Source organism: Zhouia amylolytica AD3 (assembly GCF_000511935.2).
GTDB classification, from domain to species: domain Bacteria; phylum Bacteroidota; class Bacteroidia; order Flavobacteriales; family Flavobacteriaceae; genus Zhouia; species Zhouia amylolytica.
On record NZ_AYXY01000002.1, the window covers coordinates 47,442 to 73,656 of the forward strand.

A 26,215-nucleotide genomic window follows, 5' to 3' on the forward strand; every position below is an offset into this window, starting at 1 on the left:
GGCCTCTATAAGTTCAAGAGGCCTTTGTAATATTTAGTTAATTGATACCTTCCTCTAGCCTGTAAAATATGAAAGAATTGAAATCACTATTATTACGAGAATTATGGATAGTATTATATCGATAGTGCCATAACTTGATTTCGTGATTTTTTTATCCTCGAGTGAAAGTGTTCCGAAAGATAATCCTTTAATTAATTGATAGTTAGGTTGGTTTGTGAGTAGTGTGATTGAAATACATAGGATAACAGAAAATATAAACATAAAAATGGCCATGTGTGCAAAGTTTATCGATGCAAAGCCATATAATATTCCAGAGGCGGAATGAGTTCCCGTGCTTTTGAATTGTACAATATCTTGTTGAAAATAAATCTCTGAACCCAAACGAAGTATTAAGAGAAACAGTCCTACCATAAGAGTGGTTATTGCAGCTTTAGAATTCACTCTTTTCCATGTAATACCCAAGAGAAATACTGCTGTTACCGGCGGGGCAATATACGACTGTACATTTTGCAGGTATTGATACATAACTCCACCACCTATTTTTTGCATAATAGGAATCCATATAATACCCAATAGTACTATAATTGCTGTTGCAATTTTACCAATGGACAGTAGTTGACGTTCACTTTTTGCCGGATGAAGTTTTTTATAGATATCAATTGTAAAAATAGTAGAGCACGAGTTAAATACGGAAGCTAATGAACTCATAAGTGCAGCCATTAATCCACCGGCTACAAGGCCTTTTAACCCAACTGGTAGCAATTTGGTGACCAGCATCGGGAATGCTCGATCTGCTTTTTCTAAACCAAATATTTCAGGGTTTTGGATTGATAGCGCAAATGCAATGATGCCCGGAATGAGAAAAATAAATATAGGTAAAAGCTTAAGATAGGCTCCAAATATAGCCCCTCTGCGTCCTACCTTTAAGTTATGTGCGGCCAGGGTTCGTTGTACAATATACTGATCTGTACACCAGTACCAAATCCCCACTATAGTGCCTCCGAAAAGTAATCCGGTCCATGGGAAATCGGGGTCGCTCATTGGTCGCCACATGTTAAAATGTTCAGGACTATTAATTCTAACCGTTTCTGTTAGCTGACTCCATCCACCAACTTCCTGAAGTCCCAAATAAGTTATAATACATGAACCTAAGATCAGGACAATGGTTTGCAATGTTTCGGTGTATATAACAGCTTTCATTCCTCCAATTACAGTATAAAGACCTGTAAATATCACAATACCAATGGCACCATACCAAAAAGGTATGCCTAATAACTCTGAAACTACAATGCCACCTGCATAAATAGTGATTGATACTTTCGTAAGTACATAGGCCACCAAGGAAAAGACAGACAGGAACCATCTGGAACGGCTATCAAATCTTTTCTCGAGAAATTCGGGCATAGTAAAGGCACCACTTCGAATGTAAAATGGAAGAAATAACCATCCTAATAAGAGTACAATCCAGGCGTGTAATTCATAATGCGCCATAGGCATTCCGGACTCAAAACCTGTACCTGCCAAACCTACTACATGTTCGGATCCTATATTCGAAGCAAAAATGGATGCGCCTATTACAAACCAGCCAACATTTCTTCCTGCTAAAAAGTAATCTTCGGTATTCTTATTTTTTTGTAAAACTACCCAAACAGCAACGCCAATTAGTGCTAATAGGTAAATTCCTAAAACTATCCAGTCAGCGGTTTCTAAGTATGATTGCATATGTTTCTATTTTATACGTATTGATTGATGATACTTTCAAATAGTTCTTGTTTACCGCTTTTTAGTTCAAGTTCTCCAAAATCATGGGCAAGATTGTAAAGTTCAGTTAAGTTCAATTTTCCTTGTTCAAATTCTTTTCCTTTTCCTGAATCAAAAGAACTGTATCTATCTGAAACCATTTTTTGGTAGGGTGAATGTTGTAAAATCGCATCTGCCGCCAGCAAGGCTTTGGCAAAAGCATCAGCCCCTGAAATATGTGCGAAAAACAGATCTTCCAGATCTGTAGAGTTTCTTCTGATTTTGGCATCAAAATTTACACCGCCTCCCTGCAAGCCTCCTTCTTGTAGAAATACTAACATGGCTTCGGTGATTTCCAGAACATTATTTGGAAATTGATCTGTATCCCAGCCATTTTGATAATCACCTCTATTGGCATCGATACTTCCCAAGAGGCCAGCATTTGCAGCAACCTGTAATTCGTGTTGAAAAGTATGTTGAGCCAAGGTAGCATGATTCACTTCTACATTTATTTTAAAATCTTCTTGTAAATTATGTTCATTAATAAACCCTACTACGGTTGCACTATCGAAGTCATATTGATGCTTAGTGGGCTCCATTGGTTTAGGTTCAATCAGGAAGTTTCCTTTAAAACCCTGACTGCGACCATAATCTCTTGCAATGGATAAAAATTGTCCCATATGATCTAGCTCCCTTTTCATGTCAGTATTGAGTAAAGACATATAACCTTCGCGACCTCCCCAAAAGACATAGTTTTCACCTCCAAGTTCTTTTGTAATATCCATTGCTATTTTAATCTGGGCTCCAGCTCTGGCTAATACCTTGAAGTCGGGGTTCGTTGCTGCTCCATTCATATACCGAGGGTGAGAAAAGCAATTAGAGGTGCCCCAAAGTAGTTTTATGCCAGTTTCTTTTTGCTTACTTTTTAGGTATTCAACAACTTTTTCCAGGCGTTTTTCTGTTTCCAAAAGGGATGGTGCTTCATCGACCAGGTCTACGTCGTGAAAGCAGTAATATTCGAATCCCATTTTGGTTAGAAATTCAAAACCTGCATCAACTTTGTCGAATGCTCTTTGAATTGGATCTGAACTTTTATTCCATGGTTGAGATAAGGTCGGTGCACCAAAGGGGTCGGTTCCATCTGCACAGAGAGTATGCCAGTAGGCCATTGCAAATTTAAAATGGTCTTTCATTTTTTTTCCGGCTACAACGTGTTCCGGATCATAATATTTGAATGCCAGAGGGTTTGTAGATTCTCTACCTTCGAAAGGAATATGTGAAATATTATTAAAGTAGTTCTTGTTACTTGTACTCATAATAGTTATTTAAGTATGTTAGTAAGTTTATTTTTCCAGTTTTTGTAGGCGTCCTTATAGGGAATATTAGGCGCTAGTAGGTTGTAAGTTTTTATATAATCATTTGCTTTTATTTTTTCAGAGAATTCGTCATATGAGCTGATGGTCATTAAACAAGCCCGGGCAGCACCAATTGCTCCGGTTGTATTGTAGACTTCAATTGGAATATTGGCAGTATGAGCGATAGTATTGGAGAATATTTCCGATCTGAATAAATTATCATTTCCCACTTTTAGTATGTCCATACTTACCCCTTCTTGTTTTAAAATTTCCATACCGTATACAAATGAAAATGCAATTCCTTCCAGTGTAGCTCGTATTAAATGCGATCTGTCATGGATATTAAAGTTTATGTCATGAAAGTGTCCATGTACTTGTCGATTATCAAACATGCGTTCACTTCCGTTCCCAAAAGGAAAGCAACATAGGCCAGCACTTCCAATTTCAGAAGTTGAGGCTTCCTGATTCATTAAAGTGTAATCATCAATATTTAAAATACTTTTCAACCATTTAAACGAAATTCCTGCTCCATTGATATTTAAGAGTTTCCCGATGCGGGATTCTGTGGCTGAATGATTAACATGAGCAAAACTGTTTATTCGTGTTATTTCTTTTGAAGACAGTTGATCTGTTATTGCATAAACAACTCCGGATGTACCACCTGTAGCTGCGGTTTCTCCTGGATTAAATACGTTCAATGATAAAGCGTTATTAGGTTGGTCGCCCGATCTGTAACTTATTCTGGTTCCTGCAACCAGTCCGGTCTCCGCAGCGCCTTTTTTAGAAACTTTAGCGGCACTGGAGAAGGTAGGAACTAGTTCAGGAATCATTGATTCCGGAATTCCATAATAATCCAATAAAAAGCCGGCTATGGAATTATTATTGAAATCCCATAAAATTCCTTCTGATAAACCTGAAGCTGTTGTCTGCATACTACCTGATAGTTTATAGGCTATATAATCACCAGGCAGCATGAATTTGAATGTCTTAGAAAAATTCTCAGGTTCGTTTTCTTTTACCCATCGGAGTTTGGATGCAGTAAAATTAGCTGGTGAATTCAGAAGGTTCAAAGCGCATTTTTCCGATCCCAAGTCGTTTAAAGCTTTCTGTCCAATATCAACGGCTCTACTATCACACCAAATTATTGCATCTCTAACAGGATTTCCATTTTTATCTAATGTAATAAGGCCATGCATTTGATAAGAAATACCGATATCCGTGATGTTCTTTGGGTTGATTTTAGTTTTTTGCAAAATAAGTTTCGTTGCCTGGCATACATATCGCCACCAGATTTCCGGATTTTGCTCGGCCCACCCGATTTTTTTAGCTATAATATCCATTTCCTTTTCGGGTAACTGAACTATCGTCTCACATTTACCAGTTTTGAGGTTAACTAAGGCTGCTTTGATAGATGAACTTCCTATATCGTATCCAATTGCGTACATTATGTGTATTTCAGTAAATTCCTTATAAAATTATTATATAAGTAGAATTAATGCTACTAAAATGAGATTATGGTAACTATTTAAGGTGATTTTAATTTGATGGTATTTTGTTTTGAGATTAACTCTAGGGTGCTGTTAATCAGTAAATTGTGTTTGTTTGTAGGGTTGAGAAGGTCATTTACTAAATCGGTTGAGTAAAAAATGGAATGAAGAGCGTGGGGTTAGTTGTTTCAATTAGAAATTTTATATTTAACATGTGAAAAGATCGATTACTTTAAAGGATATAGCACTGCATTTTAATGTTTCGATTTCAACGGTATCGAAGGCACTAAATGATAGCCATGATATTAGCATTGCACTTAAAGCAAAAATTAAGGAGTATGCAAGAAGTAATAACTATCGCCCTAACCCTTATGCTCGAAACCTTAGGAAGAAAGACAATCGGACGATAGGTGTGGTCATACCCAACATACTCAACTATTTTTTTGCTCAAGTTTTTAGTGGGATAGAAAAGGTTGCTAATGAAAATGGTTATAATTTAATCAGTTGTATTTCAAATGAGTCATTGGCAAAAGAAAAGAATACCATTGAAATACTGGAAAGAGGTTTGGTATCCGGGTTATTGATATCACTATCTGAAGGGACGGAAAAATCTGGGGATTATGAACATTTAAAGTCGTTTGCCGACAACGGCATCCCTATTGTTATGTTTGATAGGGTAACCGATTTGGTTGCATGTGATAAGGTGATTATTGACGACTTTAATGGTGCATTTGAGGCTACAACACATTTGATTAGAACCGGATGTAAGAATATAGCCATTATTTCGCCTCTTGATAATTTAAATATAGGTAAACAAAGACTCAAAGGGTATCTGACAGCTTTAGAGAAAAATGGACTCCCACCTAATCCAAACTTAATCATTAAAATATTTGAAGAAGAACTTTTTGAAGCTGAGGTAAGGGCACTTTTAACAAGAAACAGAGTCGATGGGATATTAGGCCTAGAAGAGTTTAGTGCAATTAATGCAATGAAAATAGCGATGTCTTTGGGGTATGAAATTCCAGAGGATTTATCTATAATTGGTTTTACAAATGGTCAACTTCCGCAATATGTGTCTCCAAGAATTACTTCTGTTAGTCAACATGGGAAATTTATAGGAGAGCAAGCGACCCACAAACTGATACAACGTATTGAAAACAACAAAGAGGATAGTATGGAGGAATTTTCCACTCAAAAACTGAAAACATCTCTTGTAATAAGGGAATCTACAAAACCCTTGAACTTCTAAGAAGTACTCATTTGACATTTTTATGGTGTTAATTTTTGAAGACGTATTTTATAAACTTGTCTTTTATTGGTAAGGTAGTTGATGTGTTACGAGCTATTTTAAGGCCTGAAACGCCTTAAGAAACTTAATATTTTAGCTGGCTTGAAGTAGATAGGGATAAATATGGAGTTGTCTGGGGTATTATTTTTTTTAATATTTTTTTGATAATAAAATAGTTAGCTCCAAGCCTACTAATATTGTTGAAGAATTCTTTTAGATTCAACTCTCAAGAATGCTAAATAAATTTATTTTCGCACTATAAAAATTTAAAACACGTATTTACATGAAAGATTTATTAGAAAAGATTGACTCGGAAATTGAGACTTTTAAAAGTGAAGCAGCATTGCAAGTTGAAAAGGGAAATAAAGCTGCAGGAACAAGGGCTCGTAAATCTGCTCTTGAATTAAGTAAACTTTTTAAAGAGTTTAGAAAAGTTTCTGTAGAAGAGTCTAAAAAATAATTAAAAAGCCGGAATTTAAATTCCGGCTTTTTTTTTAAACTAACCACGTTATTTGAATCTTCAATTAAACGAATCAAAGGCTTTTAATATTTTAATCTAAAATTTGTGCATTTCATCGATACAGAGGCATGCTCATTGATTTTGAAATACTATATTCGAACCGAATAGATTTAATGTTCACTTCTATACGGGCGCCGGGTAAGTTTGGGTAAACATTGCGCCCGTATTTTTTTTTCTTTAATTTAAGGTTATTACCTTTCGGGGGTTTGATCTTTTCCTTCTCAATTTCTTATTATTTCATAATTATGGTTTAATATTACTATCTTAGGGTGATATAATTTTAGATGGTTAAGTATGACTCACGAGTTTCTTCAACTGGTTAAAATAGCCCGAAATAAAAAAGAAAATGGCATTAAATGTGTTTTAGCATCGGTAGTGCATTTAGAAGGATCTTCTTATCGAAAGCCAGGAGTACGCATGTTAATAGATGAACATGGAAATTCTACCGGAGCTGTAAGTGGAGGATGTGTAGAAAAGGAAATATGCAGGAGAGCTCAAAGTGTTTTTCAATCTAACCGATCAAAAGTGATTACTTATGATGGTCGTTATCGGCTTGGATGTGAAGGTGTCTTATACATACTCATAGAACCATTTGATGTTTCGAAATCGTTTTATTCTGAATTCTTAATTCAAATGGAGGCAAGAAATTCATTTCAAATAACTTCTTATTTCAAAAGGCAAGAAGAGGAAATCACCGGAGATTTTGGATCGGTATTGTCCTTTTCGGATCAGCAATCTTTTAAGTTTTCCAAGGAACAAATTTCCATTTCGGATAATGATCTTTTCAAACAGTCGTTCAAGCCAAGATTCAAATTATTAATTCTGGGAGCTGAGCATGATGCTGTTAAGCTCTGTACCATGGCTTCGATATTGGGATGGGAGGTAACCGTTGTTTCATCTATTAAGGATCCAAAGTCAATCTCTGATTTTCCCGGAGCTACCAGAGTACTGGCGGAGAATCCGGAAATGATCGATTTAACTGATTTGGATATGCAAACAGCGGTGGTATTAATGAATCATAATTATGTAACTGATTTACAATATCTAATTAAGTTACATGAGAAAGAATTTTGTTATTTGGGAATGCTAGGTTCTTTCAAAAGATGGGAGCAACTTCAACATGAGCTTTTAAATTACATACCCGATATTTCATTTTCATTTTTAGAGAAAGTCTGTAGTCCAGCGGGGTTAAATATAGGATCTGAGACTCCTGAAGAAATTGCAATTTCAATATTATCCGAAATTTTGAGTGTAACAAGAAACAAGGAATCCTATTCGCTTAAGAAATTGAAATCTAATCAAATTAGTAAAATTGACTGATGTAGCAATCCTTATATTGGCAGCCGGTAGTTCTTCCCGAATGGGTGAGCCTAAACAGTTATTGTCTTTAGGAAAACAAAACCTTATTAATACCGTTATAGAAAATGCTTTAAAATCTTCCGCTAAAAAAGTATTTTGTGTGTTAGGTGCATATGGGAAGGAGATTGAAAATACCGGATTGCCGAATGGCGTAAAGATTTTGTATAACTCAGAATGGCAAGATGGATTGGGAACGAGTATTGCTGTTGGGGTTGAACAAATTTCTTTATTAGAAGAGGAATTTAGTGGTCTACTACTAATATTAGGTGATCAACCAAAAGTTGATTTTAAATATATAAATAAACTTATTGCTTTATTCAAGGAAGATCCTTCTAAAATAATCGCTTCTAAATACAAAAGTGGTAATGGAGTTCCCGTACTATTTCCTTTAAAGTATTTTGGTTGCTTAACTCAGTTAAGTGGTGATAAAGGGGCTAAGCATTTTTTGAAGGAAATTAATAGTGATCATATCGAAGTTATTGATGAAATTGGATTACTGGATGACTTAGATACTCCTGAAGATTATCAAAAATTTTTAAATCATCCTGTTAAATTGTAACTTGATGAAAAATAAAGGCTTAGTTGTTTTTAGGTGAGGAATGTCATACTAAAAACAGTTAAGATGTTTTAATTTTGGTTTGGTAGTTCTATTAAAAATTCACGAATAAATGTTTAATTATAAATCCTTAAGATTATGGCAACGAATATTGGTATATGGGTTGACAAAATGAAAGCATATGTTGTTTACCTAAAGGGTACAGAAAGGAGTATGGAAATTGTTAATTCTGAAGTTGAAAATTTTCATCCTGTAGGCGGATCGAGATCTAAAAATAAATGGGGGCCTCAAGATGTGGTTCAGGATAGTAAATATTCAGAACGAGAAAAGCATCAGTTAAAAAGGTATTTTGATGATATAGTTGAAAAATTAGAGAATGTTGATGCTATAGCTTTGTTTGGTCCTGCTGATACTAATTTGAAATTAGCCAAACATATACAGAGCCATTACAAATCTATGGCTTCCAAAATTAAAGGCGTAGAGAAGGCTGATAGTATGACCGAAAACCAAATTATGGCATTAGTGAATGACTATTATAACTCCTGAAAGGTAATTAATCCTTTTGGTATGGAAACTGAAAAAGTTTTTAAGGTTCAGAAAAGATCAGGTGAAGTAGTAAATTTTTCGTTCGATAAGCTTAGAGCTTCTTTAAAGCATACAGGGGCAGGACACGATCTGATTTCTAAAATAGTAGATACAGTTTACGATGAGCTATATACGGGTATAACCACCGAAGAAATTTATAATCGTGCCTATGCGATGTTAAAAAAAAATAAGGAGGTATATGCATCGAAATATAAATTGAAAAAAGCAATTTATGAATTAGGACCGACCGGATTTCCCTTTGAACGGTTTATAGCAGGAATTCTTACTTATTCGGGTTATGAGTGCTCGGTAGGGTTGATTGTTAAAGGAGCCTGTGTAGATCATGAAATTGATGTTGTTGCATTTAAGAATAATTCGGGGTATTTAGTGGAATGCAAATTTCACTCTGACCGTACTAACAAATGTAATGTTAAAGTTCCTCTTTATATTCATTCACGGTACAATGATGTTAAAGCCACCTGGAAAGATGACCGAACCTTAAGGGAGGGTTGGGTTGTTACGAACACTAGATTTACTACTGATGCAATTCAATTTGGTATTTGTGCCGGGTTATATTTAATGAGCTGGGACTATCCAAATGAAAACAGTTTAAAGGATAGAATTAACCGTCTTGGCTTGCATCCGGTTACTTGTTCTTCTTTACTATCCGGGAGAGAAAAAGATTTTCTTCTGGAACACGGAATTGTGCTATGTCGTGATTTAATTAACCAAGGATTTATGTTAGATCATCTAGGTATTTCTGAAGAACGGAAGGAACGGATTATTTCTTATATGAAACAGTTATGTGATTGATGAAAACTAATAAGGTCAAAGTCCATTTTTATGGTGCCGCTCAAACAGTTACAGGCTCGAAATACTTAATAGAGCTCGATGACTGTATTGTTATGGTAGATTGTGGATTATTTCAGGGTGAAAAGCTATTGCGTGAGGAGAACTGGAAGGATTTACCTTTTAATGCAAGCTCTATAGACTATATATTAATAACTCATGGTCATTTGGATCATGTAGGTTATTTACCCAAGATCGTTAATCAAGGTTTTCAAGGTAAAATACTTGGCACGGAACCAACTTTAGCAATTGCCAAGATAATTCTTGAGGACAGTGCCAAAATACAAGAAGAAGAAGCAGAAAAGGCTAATGAGGAAGGTTATTCTAAACATCATCCGGCCTTACCCTTATATACTCTGGAGGATGTGGGAAATACACTTTCATTATTTCAATCTCAACCAAAGAATAATTGGATTAATCTCGCTGAGCAAGTTTCAGTGAGATTTCGTTATAACGGTCATATTTTAGGAGCAACCTTTGTGGAGCTAGTTATAAATGGGAAGTATTTTGTTTTCTCAGGAGATGTAGGAAGGGAACAGGATGTATTGCTTGATATTCCGGAGAAACCTGAAAAAGCAGATTACTTGTTTCTTGAATCAACATATGGAGACCGATTGCACTCCAGAGAGCCTGTGGAAAATAAGTTGGTAGATCTCATTAATTCAACTATTTATAATAGGGGGAATTTTATAATACCAAGTTTTGCAGTAGAACGAATTCAAACATTGCTTATTATTCTTTGGAGAATGTATAAAAAAAATAAAATTCCTAACATTCCTATTTTTGTTGATAGCCCTATGGGAGATCGGGTGTTGGATGTTTTCCTAAATTACGAGAATTGGCATAAGATAAATGTTTCAGAGTTTAAAGCTATGATTCATCATGTGAATTTTGTTTCCTCCTACCGGGAAACATGGGAGGTTATCGACAATAAGCAGCCCAAAATTATAATTGCAGGAAGTGGAATGGTTACCGGGGGGCGAGTTTTGACTTATTTACAACAACTCATTGACGAGGAAAATACCACTATATTATTAGTTGGCTTTCAGGCAGAGGGTACTCGTGGGAGGGCTTTACAGGAAGGTGTAAAGGAGCTTAAGTTTTTCGGGAAATATTATCCTGTGAAAGCTAAAGTTGAATCGATATCTTCTTTATCTGCTCATGCAGATCAAAACGAGCTTCTTAATTGGTTGTCCAACCTTGAAAAAAAACCCGAAAGGCTTTTCTTAGTTCATGGAGAAGAGGGAGCTATGAAAGTGCTAAAAACTGAAATTCATAAACGGTATCAGTATAACGTTTATATACCTAAATTATATGAATCTGTATCTTTATCGATTGATTCGTAATGTGAAAAATATCTTTTTCTTTTCTAATTAAGTGGTATTCTTTTGAATAATTGCTTTTTTGGTAAAAAAAATGCATTTTTAGATCTTGATTAATCTAAGATCTACTAACAAAATGTTTAAAACTACACTCTCTTTATTAATTTTTTTAATGTTTTGCCATATCTCGTTTGCACAAAATCCTGATGGATACACTCAGGATATTTCAGGTTCTGATTTAAAAATAGATATGATGTCAATCCCGGGAGGGGTATTTGAGATGGGCAGTTCTTCAAAAGATGTTAACGCAAAAGATGATGAATCTCCCAGCCATGAAGTTGAAATTACTTCATTTTGGATGTCTAAATATGAAATTACATGGGATTTATTCTATTTGTATTTGAACAGAGAGATTGATAATGTAGGAAGCATTTCGGAGGATGCGGAAGTGTCAGTAGACATAGATGCTATTTCTGGCGCTACAATTCCTTATGTTGATATGAGTATGGGAATGGGTACAGGGAGTGGTTTACCCATTGTAAATGTTACGCGGCTGGCCGCATCTAAATTTTGTGAATGGCTTTCTGCAAAAACAGGACATTTCTACAGACTGCCTACCGAGGCTGAGTGGGAGTATGCCTGTAGAGCAGGTACAAATTCAGCGTATTCTTTTGGTGCATCTAATGAAAAATTAGATGACCATGCCTGGTATCAGAGTAATAGTGGTGGAAGTTATCATAAAGTGGGACAAAAGGAACCAAATGCATGGGGATTGTATGATATGCACGGAAATGTAGCAGAATTGGTTTTAGACGGATACCAGGAAGAAGCATATAAAAAGTTTAAAAAGAAGAAGGTTGTTGATCCGATTATCTTCCCGGAAGATGAATATCCTACAGTAGTTCGAGGTGGTTCATGGATAGATGAGCCGAACGCGTTACGCAGTGCTTTCCGTCTGGCTTCTACAGATCAATGGAAGCGCAGGGATCCTCAATTTCCGAAAAGTAAATGGTGGCATACAGACGCACCACATGTTGGATTTAGGATCGTTAGAGTGAAAGAGGCGCCTGATACAAAAGATTACGAAAAATTTTGGGGACCTAAAGAGATCGAATAAAATATTAACCACTATAACAATTAAATTATGAGCAAAAGTGATGAATTAATTTTATCTAAACTATCGGAGGGAAACTCCAGAAGAACTTTTTGTAAAAATACTTCTCTTCTTTTAGGAGGGATGATGTTGCCTATGTCGCAAATGCATGGTATGGTTAATGTCCTTAATAATAAAAAGCTAAAATTGGCTCTAATTGGTTGTGGGGGACGAGGTACTGGAGCTGCTGCCCAGGCACTTAAAGCAGATGATAATGTAGAACTTGTAGCGATGGCAGATGCGTTTGAAGATAGATTGCAATCAAGTTTAAGGAATTTATCTAAAGAATTTAAGGAAACAAAAAAGATAAAAGTAAAAGAGAAAAATCAATTTGTTGGCTTTGATGCTGCTCAAAAAGCGATGGATTTGGCAGATGTGGTTATTTTAACTACCCCTCCAGGCTTTAGACCGCAACATTTCGAATATGCTATTAAAACAGGGAAGCATGTGTTTATGGAGAAGCCCGTAGCAACAGATGTTCCTGGAGTAAGGAAAGTATTGGAAACAGCGAGGTTGGCGAAAGAGAAGAAGCTAAACGTTGTGGTAGGATTGCAGCGTAGATACCAAAATAATTATATTGACATGGCCAATAAAATAGCAGAGGGTTCAGTTGGTCAGATAGTATCAGGGCAGGTATATTGGAACGGAGGAGGTGTTTGGGTTCGAAAGCGTAAGCCAGAGCAAACTGAATTGGAATATCAAATGCGTAATTGGTATTATTTTAATTGGTTATGCGGAGATCATATTTTGGAGCAACATATTCATAATATTGATATTGCAAACTGGTTTGTCGGAGATTTTCCGATTTCTGCACAGGGAATGGGTGGACGCCAGGTACGAACAGGAAAAGAATATGGAGAGATTTTTGATCATCATTTTGTAGAGTTTAAATATGCCAATGGAGCGGTTATTTCAAGTCAATGTCGTCATCAACCTGGTACGATGTATAAGGTTGGAGAGGTATTTCAAGGGACGAAAGGATTTATAGAAACAAATGATGCCGGGGCAACCTATATTAAAGGCTTAGATGGAAAAGAGGTCTATAAATATGCCGGTTTCAATGATCCTAATCCCTATCAACAAGAACACAACAGATTATTTGAATCGATACGAAATGGCGGCCTAATAGCGGATGCAGAACATGGAGCAAAAAGTACCATGACTGCGATAATGGGAAGAATGGCTACTTATTCAGGGAAAGTAATTAAATGGGAGGAAGCATTAAATTCTGATTTGGCTTTGGTGCCTGACAATCTAGACTGGAATTCTGAAGCTCCGGTTAAGCCAACGTCTGATGGAACTTATATAATTCCATCACCTGGTAAAACGAAGGTAATGTAGGTATATGGGGATAAGGTACAAGCCTTATCCCTTCTTTTTTTTTAATTAAGACGTTTATAGTTTTCAGAAAAAACGCGCTGCCCATCATCATCTACCGTAATTTGTGTAAAGTGCTCCTTTCCTAATACCAGCTCAAATTTAAATACTCTTAGTGTATCAATAATTCTCATCATAGAATTAGAACCGTATTCTAAAGTTTCTACCAGTTCGCTATCTGTGTTGGTGTATGATCCATATCCAAACCATTCAATGGAGTCTTTAGGGACATAACGGGTCCACATTACCTTACCGGCCTGATACATTTTTATTTGTCTATAACCTTCAGAGGTTGGAACGGTATCAGAAATTTCATTGTCTTCGTTGTAGTTATAAAAGCTTATGAGTTCCCAAGCTCCTTCGAGCGTATGGTTTTGTGGTTGAATTTTTGGACTTGTGGCACTAATTAGAAACAGTGCGCTTAAGATGATAAATGGTAATAGGTAATTTTTCATAGTGATATATTATTAGTGTTCATTATCAGCGTGTTATTCTCTTAAATTTACGGAATTTTTGTTTAAACTTTAAATTTTGGATGTAGCAATTTTATCTATGATTGTTGTTTTCAATAATGAAATAATAACTTTTAATAACTTTTAACATTGCTATATAAACCAAAAAGTTACTTTTGTCCGAGATAGTAAATATTTAAATTATGTCTGAAGTAATTGAAAGAGTTAAGTGTCTTATAATAGGTTCTGGTCCTGCGGGATATACAGCGGCTATTTATGCTGCCAGAGCTAACATGTCACCTGTTTTATATCAAGGTTCTCAACCGGGGGGTCAATTAACAACTACGAATGAAGTTGAAAATTTCCCAGGGTATCCTGAGGGTATTACAGGGCCTGAAATGATGGTCGAGTTGAGAAATCAAGCTGAGCGTTTCGAAACTGATGTTAGAGACGGGTGGATTACTAAAGTTGATTTTTCCGGACCTATCCATAAGGTTTGGGTTAATGAAACTAAGGAAATACATTGTGACACCGTAATTATTTCAACAGGGGCATCTGCTAAATATTTAGGATTGCCTTCCGAGCAAAAATATCTTAAACTAGGTGGTGGTGTTTCGGCATGTGCTGTATGTGATGGATTTTTCTACCGAAACCAAGAAGTTGTTATTGTTGGAGCTGGAGATTCAGCTTGCGAAGAAGCACATTACTTATCGAAGTTATGTAAAAAAGTTACCATGTTGGTGAGAAGAGATGAATTCAGAGCTTCTAAAATTATGGAAGCCAGAGTTCGAAATACCCAGAATATAGAAATTATGTTTAATACCGAAACCGATGAGGTTTTAGGAGATGGACAAGTGGTAACCGGAGTTAGAGTAAAGAATAATGTTACTGGAGAAACACAAGAATTACCAGCTACCGGATTTTTTGTTGCAATTGGACATAAGCCAAATACAGATATTTTTAAGGGTTATATAGATTTGGATGAAACGGGTTATATTATAAATGAACCAGGTACATCAAAGACGAATGTAGAAGGTGTGTTCGTTTCAGGGGATGCTGCTGATCATGTATACAGGCAGGCGGTAACAGCTGCTGGAACTGGATGTATGGCTGCCCTTGACGCAGAAAGGTATTTGGCCGCTAAAGAGTCTTTCGAAGAAGTTGAACGATAATTTATAAGTTTTACCTAATAACATATGAAGTCGCATTTGATTTAAATCAAATGCGACTTTTTTAATAATTAAAGTAAGCTGATTCCACTTCCTCCCAGGGAGGGGAAAATAACTTTTCCATTGTCTGTGATTTGCACTCCTTTAGCAATATCATTTTTAAGTAACATTGCCCCGTCCATATCTACGTAATCTAATTGAGGAAGGAGTTGCGCTATGGCTGATATTCCAACAGTAGATTCAGTCATACATCCTACCATCGTCTTTAATTTTAGTTTTTGGGCTCTTTTTATCATCCTAAGGGCAGGGGTAAGTCCTCCACATTTGGTAAGTTTGATGTTAATTCCATCAAAATGTCCATAACATTTTTCAACATCGTTTTCGGTTATACAGCTTTCATCTGCAATGATAGGCAGAGCACTTTCTTTAAATACTTTTTTATTGCCTGTCCAATTTGAAGCTTCCAAAGGCTGTTCTATAAATTCAACTCCTAGTTTTTTTAAATTCTTCGAGTTATAAATAGTTTCTTCTGCATCCCAGGCACAATTTGCATCGACTCTAAAGGTACTTTTTGTATACTTTCTAAGTGTTTCAACTATTTCCAGATCATTACTAGTCCCTAATTTAATTTTATATAAAGGCCATGGGAAGCTTAACATTTTATCAATCATTTCCTCAATGGGGGCTATTCCTATGGTATAGTTTGTAATTGGATAATTATCAATAGAGGTGTTCCATATTTTATACAAGGGTTTTTGCTGTAATTTACCATAGAGGTCGTAGGCTGCCAGATCTATGGCACACCTTAAAAAATTCGAAAGATTTTTTGAACTAAGCCAATTGTGCAGATCAGAGGGAGTTGAAAAGTTGTAATTCTCCAGATCGTTTTTTAAAGAACCACATTCCTCGATCATTTCATCAACCGTAATATGATAATAGGAATTAGCAGCTGCTTCACCATAACCAGTTTTACCATTTAAACTTAAACATACTATTAAACTCTCTTGATAATCGCGTGATTGCCTTGAAATACCAAATGTATTTTTTAGTTCTAAAACATATTTTTTTAAAACAATTTCCATGAAAAGAGTACTTCTTTTTGATTAAGGAAGATAGCTAAAATTATTGTTCTATCATCCAACTTATTGATTTAGAGTATTAAATTTATTTTGGATTAGCTGTACGTAATCTTCCATAGTTAAGTTTTGAATAAAACAAACCTGAATTTGTTAAAACATGGGTAAACTGACATATATCAGTTCTATCATATTACTGACAAATATCATCTTTTCCTTCACGCATTATGAAAATCTTTGTAGTGTAAATAATACATAAATCTATTAGAGTCATGAAGTACAAAAGCAGCATATCAAAGTTATTAATTCTTTTCTGTTTGATCATGGGAGTTCATTTGGGCGTAGCTCAAGAATACAAAGTTGCAAAACAGACCTCAGCATTAATTGTTGAAGGAACTTCAAATATACATGATTGGGAAATTAAGGCAGAAAATCAATCGGGAGTAATAACTTTTAAGTCCATTGACAATGCGGAAATTGCGAAATTAAATTTCAGTGTTGAAACAGAAAGTCTGAAGAGTGGAAAGTCTGGGATGGATAAAAATACTTATAAAGCTTTAAATGCTAAAAAGTATAAAACTATAAAGTTTAACCTGATTAAAGTAAAAGAAACCACTGCAAAAGGAAATAACAAGTATGACGTAAAACTTGAAGGGGATTTAACCATTTCCGGGACTACAAAGCGCATCACCTTGCCTTTGCAGATGGAAATTAATGCAGGAACTGTAAAATTGACTGGTTCCAAGAAAATAAAGATGACAGATTACAATATTGAACCACCTACAGCCTTATTTGGAACAATAACAACAGGTAATGAAGTAACAATAAAAATAAAAACAACCCTAACCGAATAGTATAAATTAAAAATTAAACATCTATGAAATCAATTATCAAGAATTTAGTCATTGCTGTGCTCATATTAACAGGTGTCAATATGTATGCCCAGAGTAATCGTGATTTAGACAATTTTAGACAACCCGATCAAAGAGGTATTAATGATTTTGAAGCCGTAAAAGATAATAGTACTTCAAATTTTGATGGAGTACACGTAAGAATTGGTGGATCTTCAACTTTACAATTCCAAGCTTTAGATAATGAAAATTCAGGAACGGTACCATTGCAAGAAATTGGAAGCAATTTTAACCTGGCGACTGCAAATCTTGATTTGGATGTAGCTCTTTATGATGGTGTAAGAATGCATTTAAGAACCTATTTATCATCTAGACACCACCATGAACCTTATGTAAAAGGAGGGTATTTTCAAATTGACAAATTGGATTTCATAAAAGAAGGTTTTGCCAGTGATTTAATGGACCATATGAGAATTAAAATCGGACATATGGAGAACAACTATGGCGATGCCCACTTTAGAAGATCTGATAACTCAATGTCTTTATACAATCCATTCGTAGGTAACTTGATTATGGATTCATTTACAACAGAGGTTGGAGCAGAGGTATATTATTTCAGAGGTCCTTGGTTTGGAATGTTAGGATTCAGTAACGGTAAACTAAACCAAAGTGTAAAAGAATCTAACGGTACAACAGGTGGTGCTGCATTTTTAGCCAAACTTGGATATGACAAGCAAATTAATGAAGATTTTAGATTCAGATTAACCGGTTCACTTTATAACACAGGATATGCTCCAAGTGTATATCTTTATACAGCAGACAGAGCTGGTGCCAGATACTACAATGTTATGCAAGCAGAAGGGGCTTCAGGCGATAATTTTAGAGCAAGCCGTTTTGATCCTGGATTTAAAAATAAAATTACTGCCATCATGTTCAATCCATTCTTAAAATATGGCGGATTAGAATTTTTCGGAACCGTTGAATTAACTAATGGACAAGCCCTAGGGGAGACTGATAGAAGAAATACTCAACAATACGCAGGTGAATTATTATACAGATTCGGAAATTCTGAAAACTTTTATATCGGAACTCGTTACAATACAGTGAATGCTGAATTGGCAAGTGGAGATGATGTGTCAATCAACAGATTCAATGTTGGAGGAGGTTGGTTTATGACAAAGAATATACTAATGAAAGCAGAATATGTAACTCAGAACTACAACGATTATCCTACTGGAGATCTTCTTGAGGATGGTAAGTTTAACGGATTTGTTCTTGAGGCTGCTATTAGTTTCTAAAATGGAATTAGTCAGATCCACTTAAATATAACTAGATGCTCCGCAATACTTTAGGCATTGCGGAGCATTCCATAAAATTGTAAATTAACAGTTATGAAAAGTTTACTCTTAATCCCAATAGTTTATTTTGGAATGGCATTTACAACTTTAAAACCTGTGTTGGTTAATGAAAAGGTTGTGAAAATAGCTAACGAGAGTGAATTGACAATTTCAGGGTCAACTAATATAAATAGGTTTGAATGTAACTATAAGATTGAAAAGTTAACGGGTCCAATAACAGTTGTGTATCAAAGAAATCAAAAAAGTTTAGATTTCAGACAAACAGTTCTAAAATTGGATAACAATTGTTTTGATTGTGGGAGTAAACCCATTAACCGTGATTTTAATATTCTGGTGAAATCAGACCAACATCCAAGAATTCTATTAAAGATAGATAAGGTGTTAAATATTGGAGGGACTGAAGCAGATGTTTTAACTGATATAAAGATTGCCGGGATAACCAAGTCTTATAGAGTGCCGGTTGGTATTACAAAATTGAATGGAAATAACTTAAAGGTTTCAGGGGTTCTAAAATTGAACATCAGTGATTTTAAACTGGAACCACCGAAAAAAATGTTTGGTATTATTAAAGTGGATGATATTATAAATATTGATTTTCGACTCATTCTGAAAGACACTTAAACGCTTCATTATATTCAAAAATCAAAAAGGTTGAACCATATCTGGTTCAACCTTTTTTACTTGGTTGGCTATAGTTTTAATTTCCTTGGATATCACCTCCAAAGGATCCCTTTTTATCTATGACTTTGGGATTTCCGTCATAGTGAATATCACCTCCGGAGCTAGATTTCGCATCAAGTAATTCCGTGCAATTTACACTAATATCTGCACCACTACTTGCTTTGGCATATGCATTTAGTGCCGTTAGATTACTTGCTTTAATGTCACTTCCGCTACTGGCATTCGCATAAAGGCTTTCGGTTGAACCGTAGATCTTAATATCTGCACCACTGCTCGTACTGGCTTCTACTTTATTTGCTTTTAAAGTAACATGAATATCTGAACCACTACTGGCATCGAGTTTTATATGGTCTGAGTTTAATTCCCCCTCCACTTCAATATCAGCACCACTTGAACTTTCTAGGGTCGTAACAATCGGTAAAGTGACAATGACCTTTTTTGATTTAGCCCAGCCTACTGGTGATGAAGTATGTATTTTTAATCTGTTATTACTGATTTCTGTTTGTATAAGGTTAATGATGTTTTCATCAGCTTCAACCTTGACAGAAGTGTTATCTCCTTGAATAATGACAACATCAAGTCCTTCCGATGCATCAACTATTGTAAATGACTCTGAAGCAACACGATCTTCATTAACGACATTGCCATTTCCTTTTTCTCCCGATCCTAAATTTAAATCGAATTGACATGATGACAATAGTATTGATAGAATAGCTACTACTAATACTTTAATTAAAATTCCCATGATCTGTTTGTTTTTTGATTGATGAATTGATTAGTTTGATTTAATTTGAACACCAGACTCATCCACTTTCATTTTAAATGAGTCTCCTGATTTATCTTTTACATTGATATCAATGCCTTTGGCATCAATTTTAATTTTGTTAATTACAGTATCTTTTTCTTCCTCCTTCACATCATCATTCTCCTCACAATCGAGACATTCCAGTGTGTCATCATTCATTCTCCAGTAATGTTCTGATATTGCATATCCACTATGAAATCCTTGATCGTTATTATACATTCGGCTTATACCTCGCTTCGTTGTTTTGTCAAAGTATATGGTACTTCCTTCTGGGATATAAATGACAATGTTCACTTCTTGATCTCTAAATTTATTAGCGTAATCGGTTGTTAAAAAGTTGTTCAGTTTTAAGGTATTACCGGATATTGAGTAATCGTATTCAATTGCTGTTGCATTTCGATTAGCATCGTCATAGTTCATTCCATGAGATTCTTTTATTACTTTGATGGTAGCAACCGAATCTGTGGTGGATCTAACCTGAAAGTGTACGTCTTCTGAGTATATCTTTCTTTCAGAGCCATCTCTGATGATGTCGAAATCTGAATTACGGTAATATCTGTTATCGATGTTTTCTGCAACAACCATTTCAACTACCAATGTGTCGGTTGGATCCGTGAATAAAGCTTCATTAATTGTTTCACTACCTGTAACGGTGTGTACCGAAGCGGTTTTTAGTCCAAAAATTGTTAAACCGATAATCGAAATAATCCATAAACCAAGTAAAGTAAACTTTGCAATACTTCCAATTGACTTTACATTACTTACGAGGATTTTTAGGCCTAAATAAAACAAGAAAAAGAAAGGGATGCCTACCGCAAAAAACATCATGGCTGAAATTAACCAGATAGGAGCTTCTACTGATGCCTGAACAAATTCCATCCAAGGTTGTCCCATACCAAACATGTCTATAGTGCCCGCGGTGAATAATCCAATAAATAACCCTATTAATGTAGATGCTGAAATGATTAGCAATAATATACCAATGAGTTTTGCGAAAATCTTAAATATGAACATAAAGACATTTCCTATTGCATCGAAAAAGGTGTCTGTACTACTTTTTACTTTCGTCCCTACTTTTTCATAGTCTACATTTTTAACTTTGTCGGCAACATTATCGAAACCCTCTTTAATTTTTTTTTCAATATTACTAATGTTTACCTCTTCCCCGGTCATAGCTAATTTCTCGGCGGTTGTTTTTGCTTCGGGAACTAACACCCAAAACAGTACGTAAACAAATATAAAAGTGAAGCCTGAGGCGAATGTTAGTAAGATCCATAATAATCGAATCCAAATGGTGTCTATACCTAGGTAATGTCCTAAACCAGAGGAAACACCACTAATGTATTTGTTGTCAGTATCTCTGTAAAGTTTCTTCTGTTCTTTATGTGTGCCTCTAGTTCTAGCCTTAGCCTTAGGAGCATCATCAAAGATCTCTTCATCTACAAGATAATCTTCCGGTTGTCCCATGATAGTTATAACCTCATCCACTTCTTTGGTTGAAATTACCTGGCGGTCGTGTTGCTGACGCTCTGTGAATAATTCAGCTATACGCGCTTCTATATCAGCTATAATTTCATCGCGTCCTTCAGAGTCAGTAAACGACCTTCTTATTGCTTCAAGATATCGCTGAAGTTTTGCGTAAGCGTCTTCATCTATATGAAAAAACGTGTTTGCAAGATTTATGTTTATTGTCTTATTCATTGTCGTGAGTTTTATGGCTAGTTACTAGGTTTACAGCGTTTCGTAATTCGTTCCACGTATTGTTTAGTTCCTTTAAAAAGATTTTACCGTTTTCGGTTAAAGAATAATACTTCCTAGGTGGACCAGATGTAGATTCTTCCCAGCGATAGCTGAGTAATCCAGCATTCTTTAATCTTGTTAGCAGCGGATATATGGTACCTTCTACCACAAGCATCTTTGCGTCTTTAAGAGTACTTAATATTTCTGAAGCATATTTGTCTTCGCCTTTTAAAATGGATAAGATGCAATACTCCAGTACCCCTTTTCGCATTTGTGCCTTTGTGTTTTCTATATTCATGGTTTCATAATGCTTTAAGTTAAACTGTTCGTTTTTTGATTGATGATGTTGTGATTGATGAATTTATTTTAAAAAATTAATAGTTAACGGGTATTTATAAGCTATGCCATCCTTAGCTTTAATGGTAGCCAAAATGGTACAAAATACATCCAGAACCAAAAGTCCCAGAAGTAAACTGCCAATGATGCCAATAAAAAACAAACCACTACCTAGATGAAAGATATTATCCAAATCTATATCGATTTGATGCGTGTTGTGTTCAAATATATCAACGAAATGAACGAACTCCCATGCTGAGAATAATGCTATTATAACAGAAATGGCTCCAAGCGCTAAACTGTATAATAGGATACTGATCTGAAAATTTAATGCTTGTTTGCCATTGTAATCCACAAAATCGGAATCATTTTTATTCGAAGTCCAAAGTACCAATGGAAGAATAAAGTTCCCGAAAGGAATAAAATACTTCGAAAATGTCGACAGGTGGATAATAGCTGACAAGGTTTTTTGATGTTTAGTGATTGATGAGTTCATTAGTTTTTGATTGATTGAATTTATTGTTTTATGGTTTACCTATTAATTTCTTATGCAAATATATATCTAAAAGAAGGTATTATGCAAAACAAAGTACTAAAATTTAACAAAATATTAAGATTTTAGAGATGATAATTAGTTCAATTAAATTCAATACATTAGAGCAATGAAATATTCCAAATAGACTATGACTCCGAGTAAACTAAATACTTTTACAATGTTTAAATTGCCATCAGCCTGGTTATGTGGTATAAGAGTGAAAGAAATAAATGAATCTCATTGCAAAGTACGTGTGAAACATCGGTGGATTAATCAAAATCCATTCAAATCTATGTTTTGGGCCGTCCAGGGAATGGCTGCTGAAATGACCACAGGTGTCTTAGTTATGAACCAAATAAAAGAAAATAAAAAGCCGATTTCAATGTTGGTTCTAAATATGAACGCTAATTTTTCAAAGAAGGCAGTAGGAAGAATCACGTTTACTTGTAAAGACGGAAAATTGGTAAATACCGCCATTAAGGAAGCAATTGAAACTGGAGAAGGTCAGACCATTTGGATGAAATCCATAGGTGTGGATGAAAATGGCGATGTGGTATCAACCTTTAACTTCGAGTGGACGCTAAAGGCTAAAACCAACAAGTAGGGGGAAGGGGATTTAATTAAAAAATAGTCATAGTTTTCAAAAAGGCTTTAAAAGTGTTGGTTAACGCTCTATTCCTGTATTAAATGATTTTATACATTTATTCTGTATAACAGAACATTTATAATGTTAATGAGTCGATGGGTAATGTATTTTGTAAGTTGTTTTACATGTTACTGAGCATAAATTTTTTGCAGGCTTATTACCTATATGTTTTACAATAACAAAATAAAAGTCCATCACCATAGTGTATTGATATGGGCTTCGGTGTAACACCGTCGCTTTTTTGTTGACTAATTGATTATAAACTTTAAAATAATAAACATGACAGCACACGAAATTGATTTTCATATTTATGGAGAAGAAATGCAATTTGTAGAAATAGAACTTGATCCACAAGAAGCTGTAGTAGCGGAAGCAGGCAGTTTTATGATGATGGATAGTGGAATTAAAATGGACACTATTTTTGGAGATGGCTCTAATCAAACGAGTGGGGTTTTAGGGAAATTATTTTCTGCGGGTAAACGATTATTAACGGGCGAAAGTTTATTTATGACTGCTTTTTTAAATGTAGAAAGTGGAAAGAAAAAAGTAAGCTTTGCAGCTCCCTATCCTGGTAAGATCGTACCTATTGATCTTACGAATTATCAAGGGAAGTTTATTTGTCAAAAGGATGCATTCCTTTGTGCTGCTAAGGGTGTTTCTGTAGGGATAGAGTTTTCAAAACGATTAGGCAGAGGGCTTTTTGGAGGAGAAGGCTTTATAATGCAGAAGCTTGAAGGTGATGGAATGGCCTTTGTTCATGCCGGTGGTACCTTGTCTCGAAAAGAATTGGCTCCAGGTGAAGTCTTAAAGGTTGATACCGGATGTATCGTTGGATTTACACAAGAGGTAGATTACGATATCGAATTTGTCGGAGGAATTAGGAATACTGTCTTTGGAGGGGAAGGATTATTTTTTGCAAGTTTAAGAGGACCCGGAGTAGTTTATATTCAGTCATTACCCTTTAGCAGGTTGGCTGGACGTGTATTGGCTGCGGCACCTCGTGCAGGTGGTAAGGACAAAGGAGAGGGAAGTGTTTTAGGAGGTATCGGTGATCTGTTAGATGGAGATAACAGATTTTAGGTTTTTTATTTAACGTATTTTTTAAGCTACATTTTGCAATATTTCGTATATTAGATACGTTAAACTAAATAAACCATTATTACCTAAATCTAATATTCATATCATGCCAAGAGCAATGTATGAGTACACCAAAATGGTGTTACAAAAAGTAAGTTTCGATACGGTTTTGTTCTGTAAAGAATTAGAAAAGGCAGCCTCAAGGTTGCTTCCTTATGAATTGGATGAGTTAAGATTATGGCTCCAACAATTCATTAATGAAAAACCGGAATTATCTCAATGTTTAATCTATTTAAAAGCATAACAAAAGCCCTCTAAAAGAGGGCTTTTAATTTTTTGTTTAGCTGGCTTTTTTGTCAGGCATTGGGCTGATTATTTGTACATTGTGAAATGCTATTGCTCCTCTTATCACCGAGGCAATGACATCGCGCAGTGCGTCAATTATGTGTAATTTTAATTCGCTCTTGTGATATATTAAGCTAACTTCCCTTGCTGGGCTAGGTTCTTCAAAAAAGCGTAATTGTTTACGTTGCTCTCCTTTAATATCCAAGGTGTGTAAATAAGGTAAAAGAGTCATTCCCAAACCTTCGTCAGTAAGCTTAATCATAGTTTCAAAACTCCCTGTTTCTAAAAAGAATTTTTCATCTTTTAGTTTATTTTTGTTTTTACATAAATTGATAACACTGTTTCTAAAACAATGTCCATCTTCCAGTAGTAGTAATTCGTCGGTATTGATGTCCTCTATATTTAATTTTTCTTTTTTGTTTAATTCATGTCCTTGAGGTAAATAAGCAACAAAGGGCTCATAATAAAGTACACGTTCTTTAATATTGTCATTACCGAGTGGAGTAGCTGCAATTGCAGCATCTAAATGACCTTCATGCAAATTTTGTATTATGGTTTCCGTGGTTTGTTCCTCAATTTTTAAATTGATTTTTGGATACTTATTGACAAAGTTTTTTAGAAACATGGGAAGCAATGTAGGTGTTATCGTAGGAATGATTCCTAATTTAAATTCACCTCCTACAAAACCTTTTTGCTGATCAACAATGTCTTTAATTCTGTGAGATTCATTGACAATGTTTCTCGCTTGTTCTACAATTTTCTTTCCTACTTCGGTTAGTTGAATAGGTTTTTTTGTACGGTCGAAAACTTGTACTCCTAACTCTTCTTCTAACTTTTGTATCTGCATACTTAAGGTTGGCTGTGTTACAAAGCTTTTTTCTGCAGCAAGTGTAAAATTATGATGCTCAGCTACTGCTAAAACATATTGAAGTTGTGTAATTGTCATTATATATAGTTTTGAGTGATAAAAATATAAAAACTATCAATTAAACTTATAGCTATTCGCTATTAATATTTGTATTTTTATGTAGAAAATAAAATATAAAAGTAAAGTATTTATGAGCTTAAACAGTTTAGGGTTAAACACACAAAAAACAAATGAATTGGTAATAGATCTAAATAATTTATTAGCCAATTTTCAGGTATATTATCAAAATTTAAGAGGAATTCACTGGAATATCAGAGGAAAGCGATTTTTCGATTTACATGCGAAGTTTGAAGAGCTTTATAATGATGCGCAAGTAAAGGTAGACGAAGTGGCAGAAAGGGTTCTTACATTAGGAGGTACTCCATTGCATACTTTTGAAGACTATGTTAACGCGGCAAAGGTTCCAGTGGGAAAAGATATTCACGAAGATGAGAAATCTGTGAAATTAGTGATAAATTCATTGACTGAGCTGCTAAAAATTGAACGAGTGATTTTAGATAAATCTGATGAGGCCGGCGATGAAGGAACTAATTCAATGATGAGTGACTTTATTACCGAACAAGAGAAGACAGTTTGGATGATGAAAGCATGGTTAGGAGAGAAAATATAAATTCTAAAGATTATT

The 26,215-nt window shown here is 35.1% G+C and carries 27 protein-coding genes; 17 read left to right on the forward strand and 10 right to left on the reverse strand.

What is annotated here, in order from left to right; all coding sequences use genetic code 11:
- Positions 1-54: 54 nt before the first annotated feature.
- Genes P278_RS02795 through P278_RS02805 form a run of 3 tightly spaced genes read right to left on the reverse strand, consistent with a single transcriptional unit; the run spans position 55 to position 4,540 of the window.
- A complete protein-coding gene (locus P278_RS02795) occupies positions 55-1,722 on the reverse strand; it encodes a sodium:solute symporter (protein WP_038262031.1) in 1,668 nt (555 codons plus the stop codon).
- A gap of 11 nt (positions 1,723-1,733) precedes the next feature.
- The gene (gene xylA / locus P278_RS02800; protein WP_038262034.1) at positions 1,734-3,059 is read right to left on the reverse strand and encodes a xylose isomerase; all 1,326 of its coding nucleotides are present in this window, start codon (positions 3,057-3,059) and stop codon (positions 1,734-1,736) included.
- A 2-nt stretch (positions 3,060-3,061) separates the two neighbouring features.
- A complete protein-coding gene (locus P278_RS02805) occupies positions 3,062-4,540 on the reverse strand; it encodes a xylulokinase (RefSeq protein WP_038262037.1) in 1,479 nt (492 codons plus the stop codon).
- 256 nt (positions 4,541-4,796) lie between these two features.
- Between P278_RS02805 and P278_RS02810 the strand changes: the two genes are divergently transcribed.
- The 9 genes from P278_RS02810 to P278_RS02850 all read left to right on the forward strand — a co-directional run bounded on the left by P278_RS02810 (position 4,797) and on the right by P278_RS02850 (position 13,555).
- Positions 4,797-5,831 carry a LacI family DNA-binding transcriptional regulator gene (locus P278_RS02810; protein ID WP_038262040.1) on the forward strand — a complete coding sequence of 345 codons (1,035 nt, stop codon included), beginning with the start codon at positions 4,797-4,799 and terminating at the stop codon, positions 5,829-5,831.
- A gap of 322 nt (positions 5,832-6,153) precedes the next feature.
- Positions 6,154-6,330, forward strand: coding sequence for a histone H1 (locus P278_RS02815; protein ID WP_038262043.1), 177 nt, complete (start codon positions 6,154-6,156; stop codon positions 6,328-6,330).
- Positions 6,331-6,684: 354 nt separating this feature from the next.
- Complete coding sequence (locus P278_RS02820) at positions 6,685-7,710, forward strand: XdhC family protein (RefSeq protein WP_038262046.1); 1,026 nt, start codon at positions 6,685-6,687, stop codon at positions 7,708-7,710.
- Positions 7,703-8,308: a nucleotidyltransferase family protein gene (locus tag P278_RS02825; RefSeq protein ID WP_051413375.1), complete on the forward strand. Its 606-nt coding sequence runs from the start codon at positions 7,703-7,705 to the stop codon at positions 8,306-8,308. The genes P278_RS02820 and P278_RS02825 overlap by 8 nt, the downstream gene beginning before the upstream one ends.
- A gap of 135 nt (positions 8,309-8,443) precedes the next feature.
- Positions 8,444-8,851 (forward strand): hypothetical protein, encoded by a 408-nt coding sequence (locus P278_RS02830; protein ID WP_038262049.1) that lies wholly within the window; start codon positions 8,444-8,446, stop codon positions 8,849-8,851.
- A 21-nt stretch (positions 8,852-8,872) separates the two neighbouring features.
- On the forward strand, positions 8,873-9,703 hold the full coding sequence (locus tag P278_RS02835; protein ID WP_038262052.1) for an ATP cone domain-containing protein: 831 nt from the start codon (positions 8,873-8,875) through the stop codon (positions 9,701-9,703).
- Positions 9,703-11,085, forward strand: a complete 1,383-nt coding sequence (locus P278_RS02840) for an MBL fold metallo-hydrolase RNA specificity domain-containing protein (RefSeq protein WP_038262054.1) — start codon at positions 9,703-9,705, stop codon at positions 11,083-11,085. Before P278_RS02835 ends, P278_RS02840 begins: the two co-directional genes overlap by 1 nt.
- A 148-nt stretch (positions 11,086-11,233) precedes the next feature.
- Positions 11,234-12,178 carry a formylglycine-generating enzyme family protein gene (locus P278_RS02845; protein ID WP_161808332.1) on the forward strand — a complete coding sequence of 315 codons (945 nt, stop codon included), beginning with the start codon at positions 11,234-11,236 and terminating at the stop codon, positions 12,176-12,178.
- A gap of 27 nt (positions 12,179-12,205) precedes the next feature.
- A complete protein-coding gene (locus P278_RS02850; protein ID WP_038262061.1) occupies positions 12,206-13,555 on the forward strand; it encodes a Gfo/Idh/MocA family protein in 1,350 nt (449 codons plus the stop codon).
- A gap of 41 nt (positions 13,556-13,596) precedes the next feature.
- Here the strand turns inward: P278_RS02850 and P278_RS02855 are convergent, their stop codons facing one another.
- Positions 13,597-14,046 carry a hypothetical protein gene (locus P278_RS02855; RefSeq protein WP_038262063.1) on the reverse strand — a complete coding sequence of 150 codons (450 nt, stop codon included), beginning with the start codon at positions 14,044-14,046 and terminating at the stop codon, positions 13,597-13,599.
- Between the two features lie 200 nt (positions 14,047-14,246).
- Here P278_RS02855 and trxB point away from each other — a divergent pair, with 200 nt between their 5' ends.
- A complete protein-coding gene (gene trxB, locus P278_RS02860; RefSeq protein WP_038262066.1) occupies positions 14,247-15,215 on the forward strand; it encodes a thioredoxin-disulfide reductase in 969 nt (322 codons plus the stop codon).
- Between the two features lie 68 nt (positions 15,216-15,283).
- Here the strand turns inward: trxB and P278_RS02865 are convergent, their stop codons facing one another.
- Entirely contained in the window at positions 15,284-16,294 is a 1,011-nt protein-coding gene (locus P278_RS02865; RefSeq protein WP_038262069.1) for a dipeptide epimerase, read from the reverse strand.
- Positions 16,295-16,560: 266 nt separating this feature from the next.
- Here P278_RS02865 and P278_RS02870 point away from each other — a divergent pair, with 266 nt between their 5' ends.
- The 3 genes from P278_RS02870 (at position 16,561) to P278_RS02880 (ending at position 19,118) form a co-directional block, all read left to right on the forward strand.
- Positions 16,561-17,142, forward strand: a complete 582-nt coding sequence (locus tag P278_RS02870) for a YceI family protein (RefSeq protein WP_038262072.1) — start codon at positions 16,561-16,563, stop codon at positions 17,140-17,142.
- A 23-nt stretch (positions 17,143-17,165) separates the two neighbouring features.
- The gene (locus P278_RS02875; protein ID WP_038262075.1) at positions 17,166-18,437 is read left to right on the forward strand and encodes a hypothetical protein; all 1,272 of its coding nucleotides are present in this window, start codon (positions 17,166-17,168) and stop codon (positions 18,435-18,437) included.
- A 93-nt stretch (positions 18,438-18,530) separates the two neighbouring features.
- The gene (locus P278_RS02880; RefSeq protein WP_055725801.1) at positions 18,531-19,118 is read left to right on the forward strand and encodes a YceI family protein; all 588 of its coding nucleotides are present in this window, start codon (positions 18,531-18,533) and stop codon (positions 19,116-19,118) included.
- A gap of 76 nt (positions 19,119-19,194) precedes the next feature.
- On the opposite strand, the gene P278_RS02885 is transcribed toward P278_RS02880, so the two are convergent.
- The 4 genes from P278_RS02885 to P278_RS16495 all read right to left on the reverse strand — a co-directional run bounded on the left by P278_RS02885 (position 19,195) and on the right by P278_RS16495 (position 22,555).
- Entirely contained in the window at positions 19,195-19,923 is a 729-nt protein-coding gene (locus P278_RS02885) for a head GIN domain-containing protein (RefSeq protein ID WP_038262079.1), read from the reverse strand.
- 30 nt (positions 19,924-19,953) lie between these two features.
- Complete coding sequence (locus P278_RS02890) at positions 19,954-21,684, reverse strand: PspC domain-containing protein (RefSeq protein ID WP_038262082.1); 1,731 nt, start codon at positions 21,682-21,684, stop codon at positions 19,954-19,956.
- A complete protein-coding gene (locus P278_RS16490) occupies positions 21,677-22,021 on the reverse strand; it encodes a PadR family transcriptional regulator (protein ID WP_038262085.1) in 345 nt (114 codons plus the stop codon). The genes P278_RS02890 and P278_RS16490 overlap by 8 nt, the downstream gene beginning before the upstream one ends.
- Positions 22,022-22,084: 63 nt before the next feature.
- Positions 22,085-22,555: a DUF4870 domain-containing protein gene (locus P278_RS16495; protein WP_038262087.1), complete on the reverse strand. Its 471-nt coding sequence runs from the start codon at positions 22,553-22,555 to the stop codon at positions 22,085-22,087.
- A 217-nt stretch (positions 22,556-22,772) separates the two neighbouring features.
- On the opposite strand from P278_RS16495, the gene P278_RS02905 reads away from it, so the two are divergent.
- The 3 genes from P278_RS02905 to P278_RS02915 all read left to right on the forward strand — a co-directional run bounded on the left by P278_RS02905 (position 22,773) and on the right by P278_RS02915 (position 24,621).
- Positions 22,773-23,198: a DUF4442 domain-containing protein gene (locus P278_RS02905; protein WP_082436071.1), complete on the forward strand. Its 426-nt coding sequence runs from the start codon at positions 22,773-22,775 to the stop codon at positions 23,196-23,198.
- Between the two features lie 321 nt (positions 23,199-23,519).
- Positions 23,520-24,320, forward strand: coding sequence for a TIGR00266 family protein (locus P278_RS02910; RefSeq protein ID WP_038262094.1), 801 nt, complete (start codon positions 23,520-23,522; stop codon positions 24,318-24,320).
- 103 nt (positions 24,321-24,423) lie between these two features.
- A complete protein-coding gene (locus P278_RS02915; protein ID WP_038262097.1) occupies positions 24,424-24,621 on the forward strand; it encodes a hypothetical protein in 198 nt (65 codons plus the stop codon).
- Between the two features lie 36 nt (positions 24,622-24,657).
- Here the strand turns inward: P278_RS02915 and P278_RS02920 are convergent, their stop codons facing one another.
- Complete coding sequence (locus P278_RS02920) at positions 24,658-25,608, reverse strand: LysR family transcriptional regulator (protein WP_038262099.1); 951 nt, start codon at positions 25,606-25,608, stop codon at positions 24,658-24,660.
- A gap of 112 nt (positions 25,609-25,720) precedes the next feature.
- Here P278_RS02920 and P278_RS02925 point away from each other — a divergent pair, with 112 nt between their 5' ends.
- Complete coding sequence (locus tag P278_RS02925) at positions 25,721-26,200, forward strand: Dps family protein (RefSeq protein WP_038262102.1); 480 nt, start codon at positions 25,721-25,723, stop codon at positions 26,198-26,200.
- Positions 26,201-26,215: the final 15 nt, after the last annotated feature.

Coding starts and splice junctions, on each gene's coding strand:
- P278_RS02795 (WP_038262031.1), bottom strand. CDS start 1,722: ATGCAATCATACTTAGAAACCGCTGACTGGATAGTTTTAGGAATTTAC.
- P278_RS02805 (WP_038262037.1), bottom strand. CDS start 4,540: ATGTACGCAATTGGATACGATATAGGAAGTTCATCTATCAAAGCAGCC.
- P278_RS02815 (WP_038262043.1), top strand. CDS start 6,154: ATGAAAGATTTATTAGAAAAGATTGACTCGGAAATTGAGACTTTTAAA.
- P278_RS02820 (WP_038262046.1), top strand. CDS start 6,685: ATGACTCACGAGTTTCTTCAACTGGTTAAAATAGCCCGAAATAAAAAA.
- P278_RS02830 (WP_038262049.1), top strand. CDS start 8,444: ATGGCAACGAATATTGGTATATGGGTTGACAAAATGAAAGCATATGTT.
- P278_RS02835 (WP_038262052.1), top strand. CDS start 8,873: ATGGAAACTGAAAAAGTTTTTAAGGTTCAGAAAAGATCAGGTGAAGTA.
- P278_RS02840 (WP_038262054.1), top strand. CDS start 9,703: ATGAAAACTAATAAGGTCAAAGTCCATTTTTATGGTGCCGCTCAAACA.
- P278_RS02845 (WP_161808332.1), top strand. CDS start 11,234: ATGTTTTGCCATATCTCGTTTGCACAAAATCCTGATGGATACACTCAG.
- P278_RS02850 (WP_038262061.1), top strand. CDS start 12,206: ATGAGCAAAAGTGATGAATTAATTTTATCTAAACTATCGGAGGGAAAC.
- P278_RS02855 (WP_038262063.1), bottom strand. CDS start 14,046: ATGAAAAATTACCTATTACCATTTATCATCTTAAGCGCACTGTTTCTA.
- trxB (WP_038262066.1), top strand. CDS start 14,247: ATGTCTGAAGTAATTGAAAGAGTTAAGTGTCTTATAATAGGTTCTGGT.
- P278_RS02865 (WP_038262069.1), bottom strand. CDS start 16,294: ATGGAAATTGTTTTAAAAAAATATGTTTTAGAACTAAAAAATACATTT.
- P278_RS02870 (WP_038262072.1), top strand. CDS start 16,561: ATGAAGTACAAAAGCAGCATATCAAAGTTATTAATTCTTTTCTGTTTG.
- P278_RS02875 (WP_038262075.1), top strand. CDS start 17,166: ATGAAATCAATTATCAAGAATTTAGTCATTGCTGTGCTCATATTAACA.
- P278_RS02880 (WP_055725801.1), top strand. CDS start 18,531: ATGAAAAGTTTACTCTTAATCCCAATAGTTTATTTTGGAATGGCATTT.
- P278_RS02885 (WP_038262079.1), bottom strand. CDS start 19,923: ATGGGAATTTTAATTAAAGTATTAGTAGTAGCTATTCTATCAATACTA.
- P278_RS02890 (WP_038262082.1), bottom strand. CDS start 21,684: ATGAATAAGACAATAAACATAAATCTTGCAAACACGTTTTTTCATATA.
- P278_RS16490 (WP_038262085.1), bottom strand. CDS start 22,021: ATGAATATAGAAAACACAAAGGCACAAATGCGAAAAGGGGTACTGGAG.
- P278_RS16495 (WP_038262087.1), bottom strand. CDS start 22,555: ATGAACTCATCAATCACTAAACATCAAAAAACCTTGTCAGCTATTATC.
- P278_RS02905 (WP_082436071.1), top strand. CDS start 22,773: ATGTTTAAATTGCCATCAGCCTGGTTATGTGGTATAAGAGTGAAAGAA.
- P278_RS02910 (WP_038262094.1), top strand. CDS start 23,520: ATGACAGCACACGAAATTGATTTTCATATTTATGGAGAAGAAATGCAA.
- P278_RS02915 (WP_038262097.1), top strand. CDS start 24,424: ATGCCAAGAGCAATGTATGAGTACACCAAAATGGTGTTACAAAAAGTA.
- P278_RS02920 (WP_038262099.1), bottom strand. CDS start 25,608: ATGACAATTACACAACTTCAATATGTTTTAGCAGTAGCTGAGCATCAT.
- P278_RS02925 (WP_038262102.1), top strand. CDS start 25,721: ATGAGCTTAAACAGTTTAGGGTTAAACACACAAAAAACAAATGAATTG.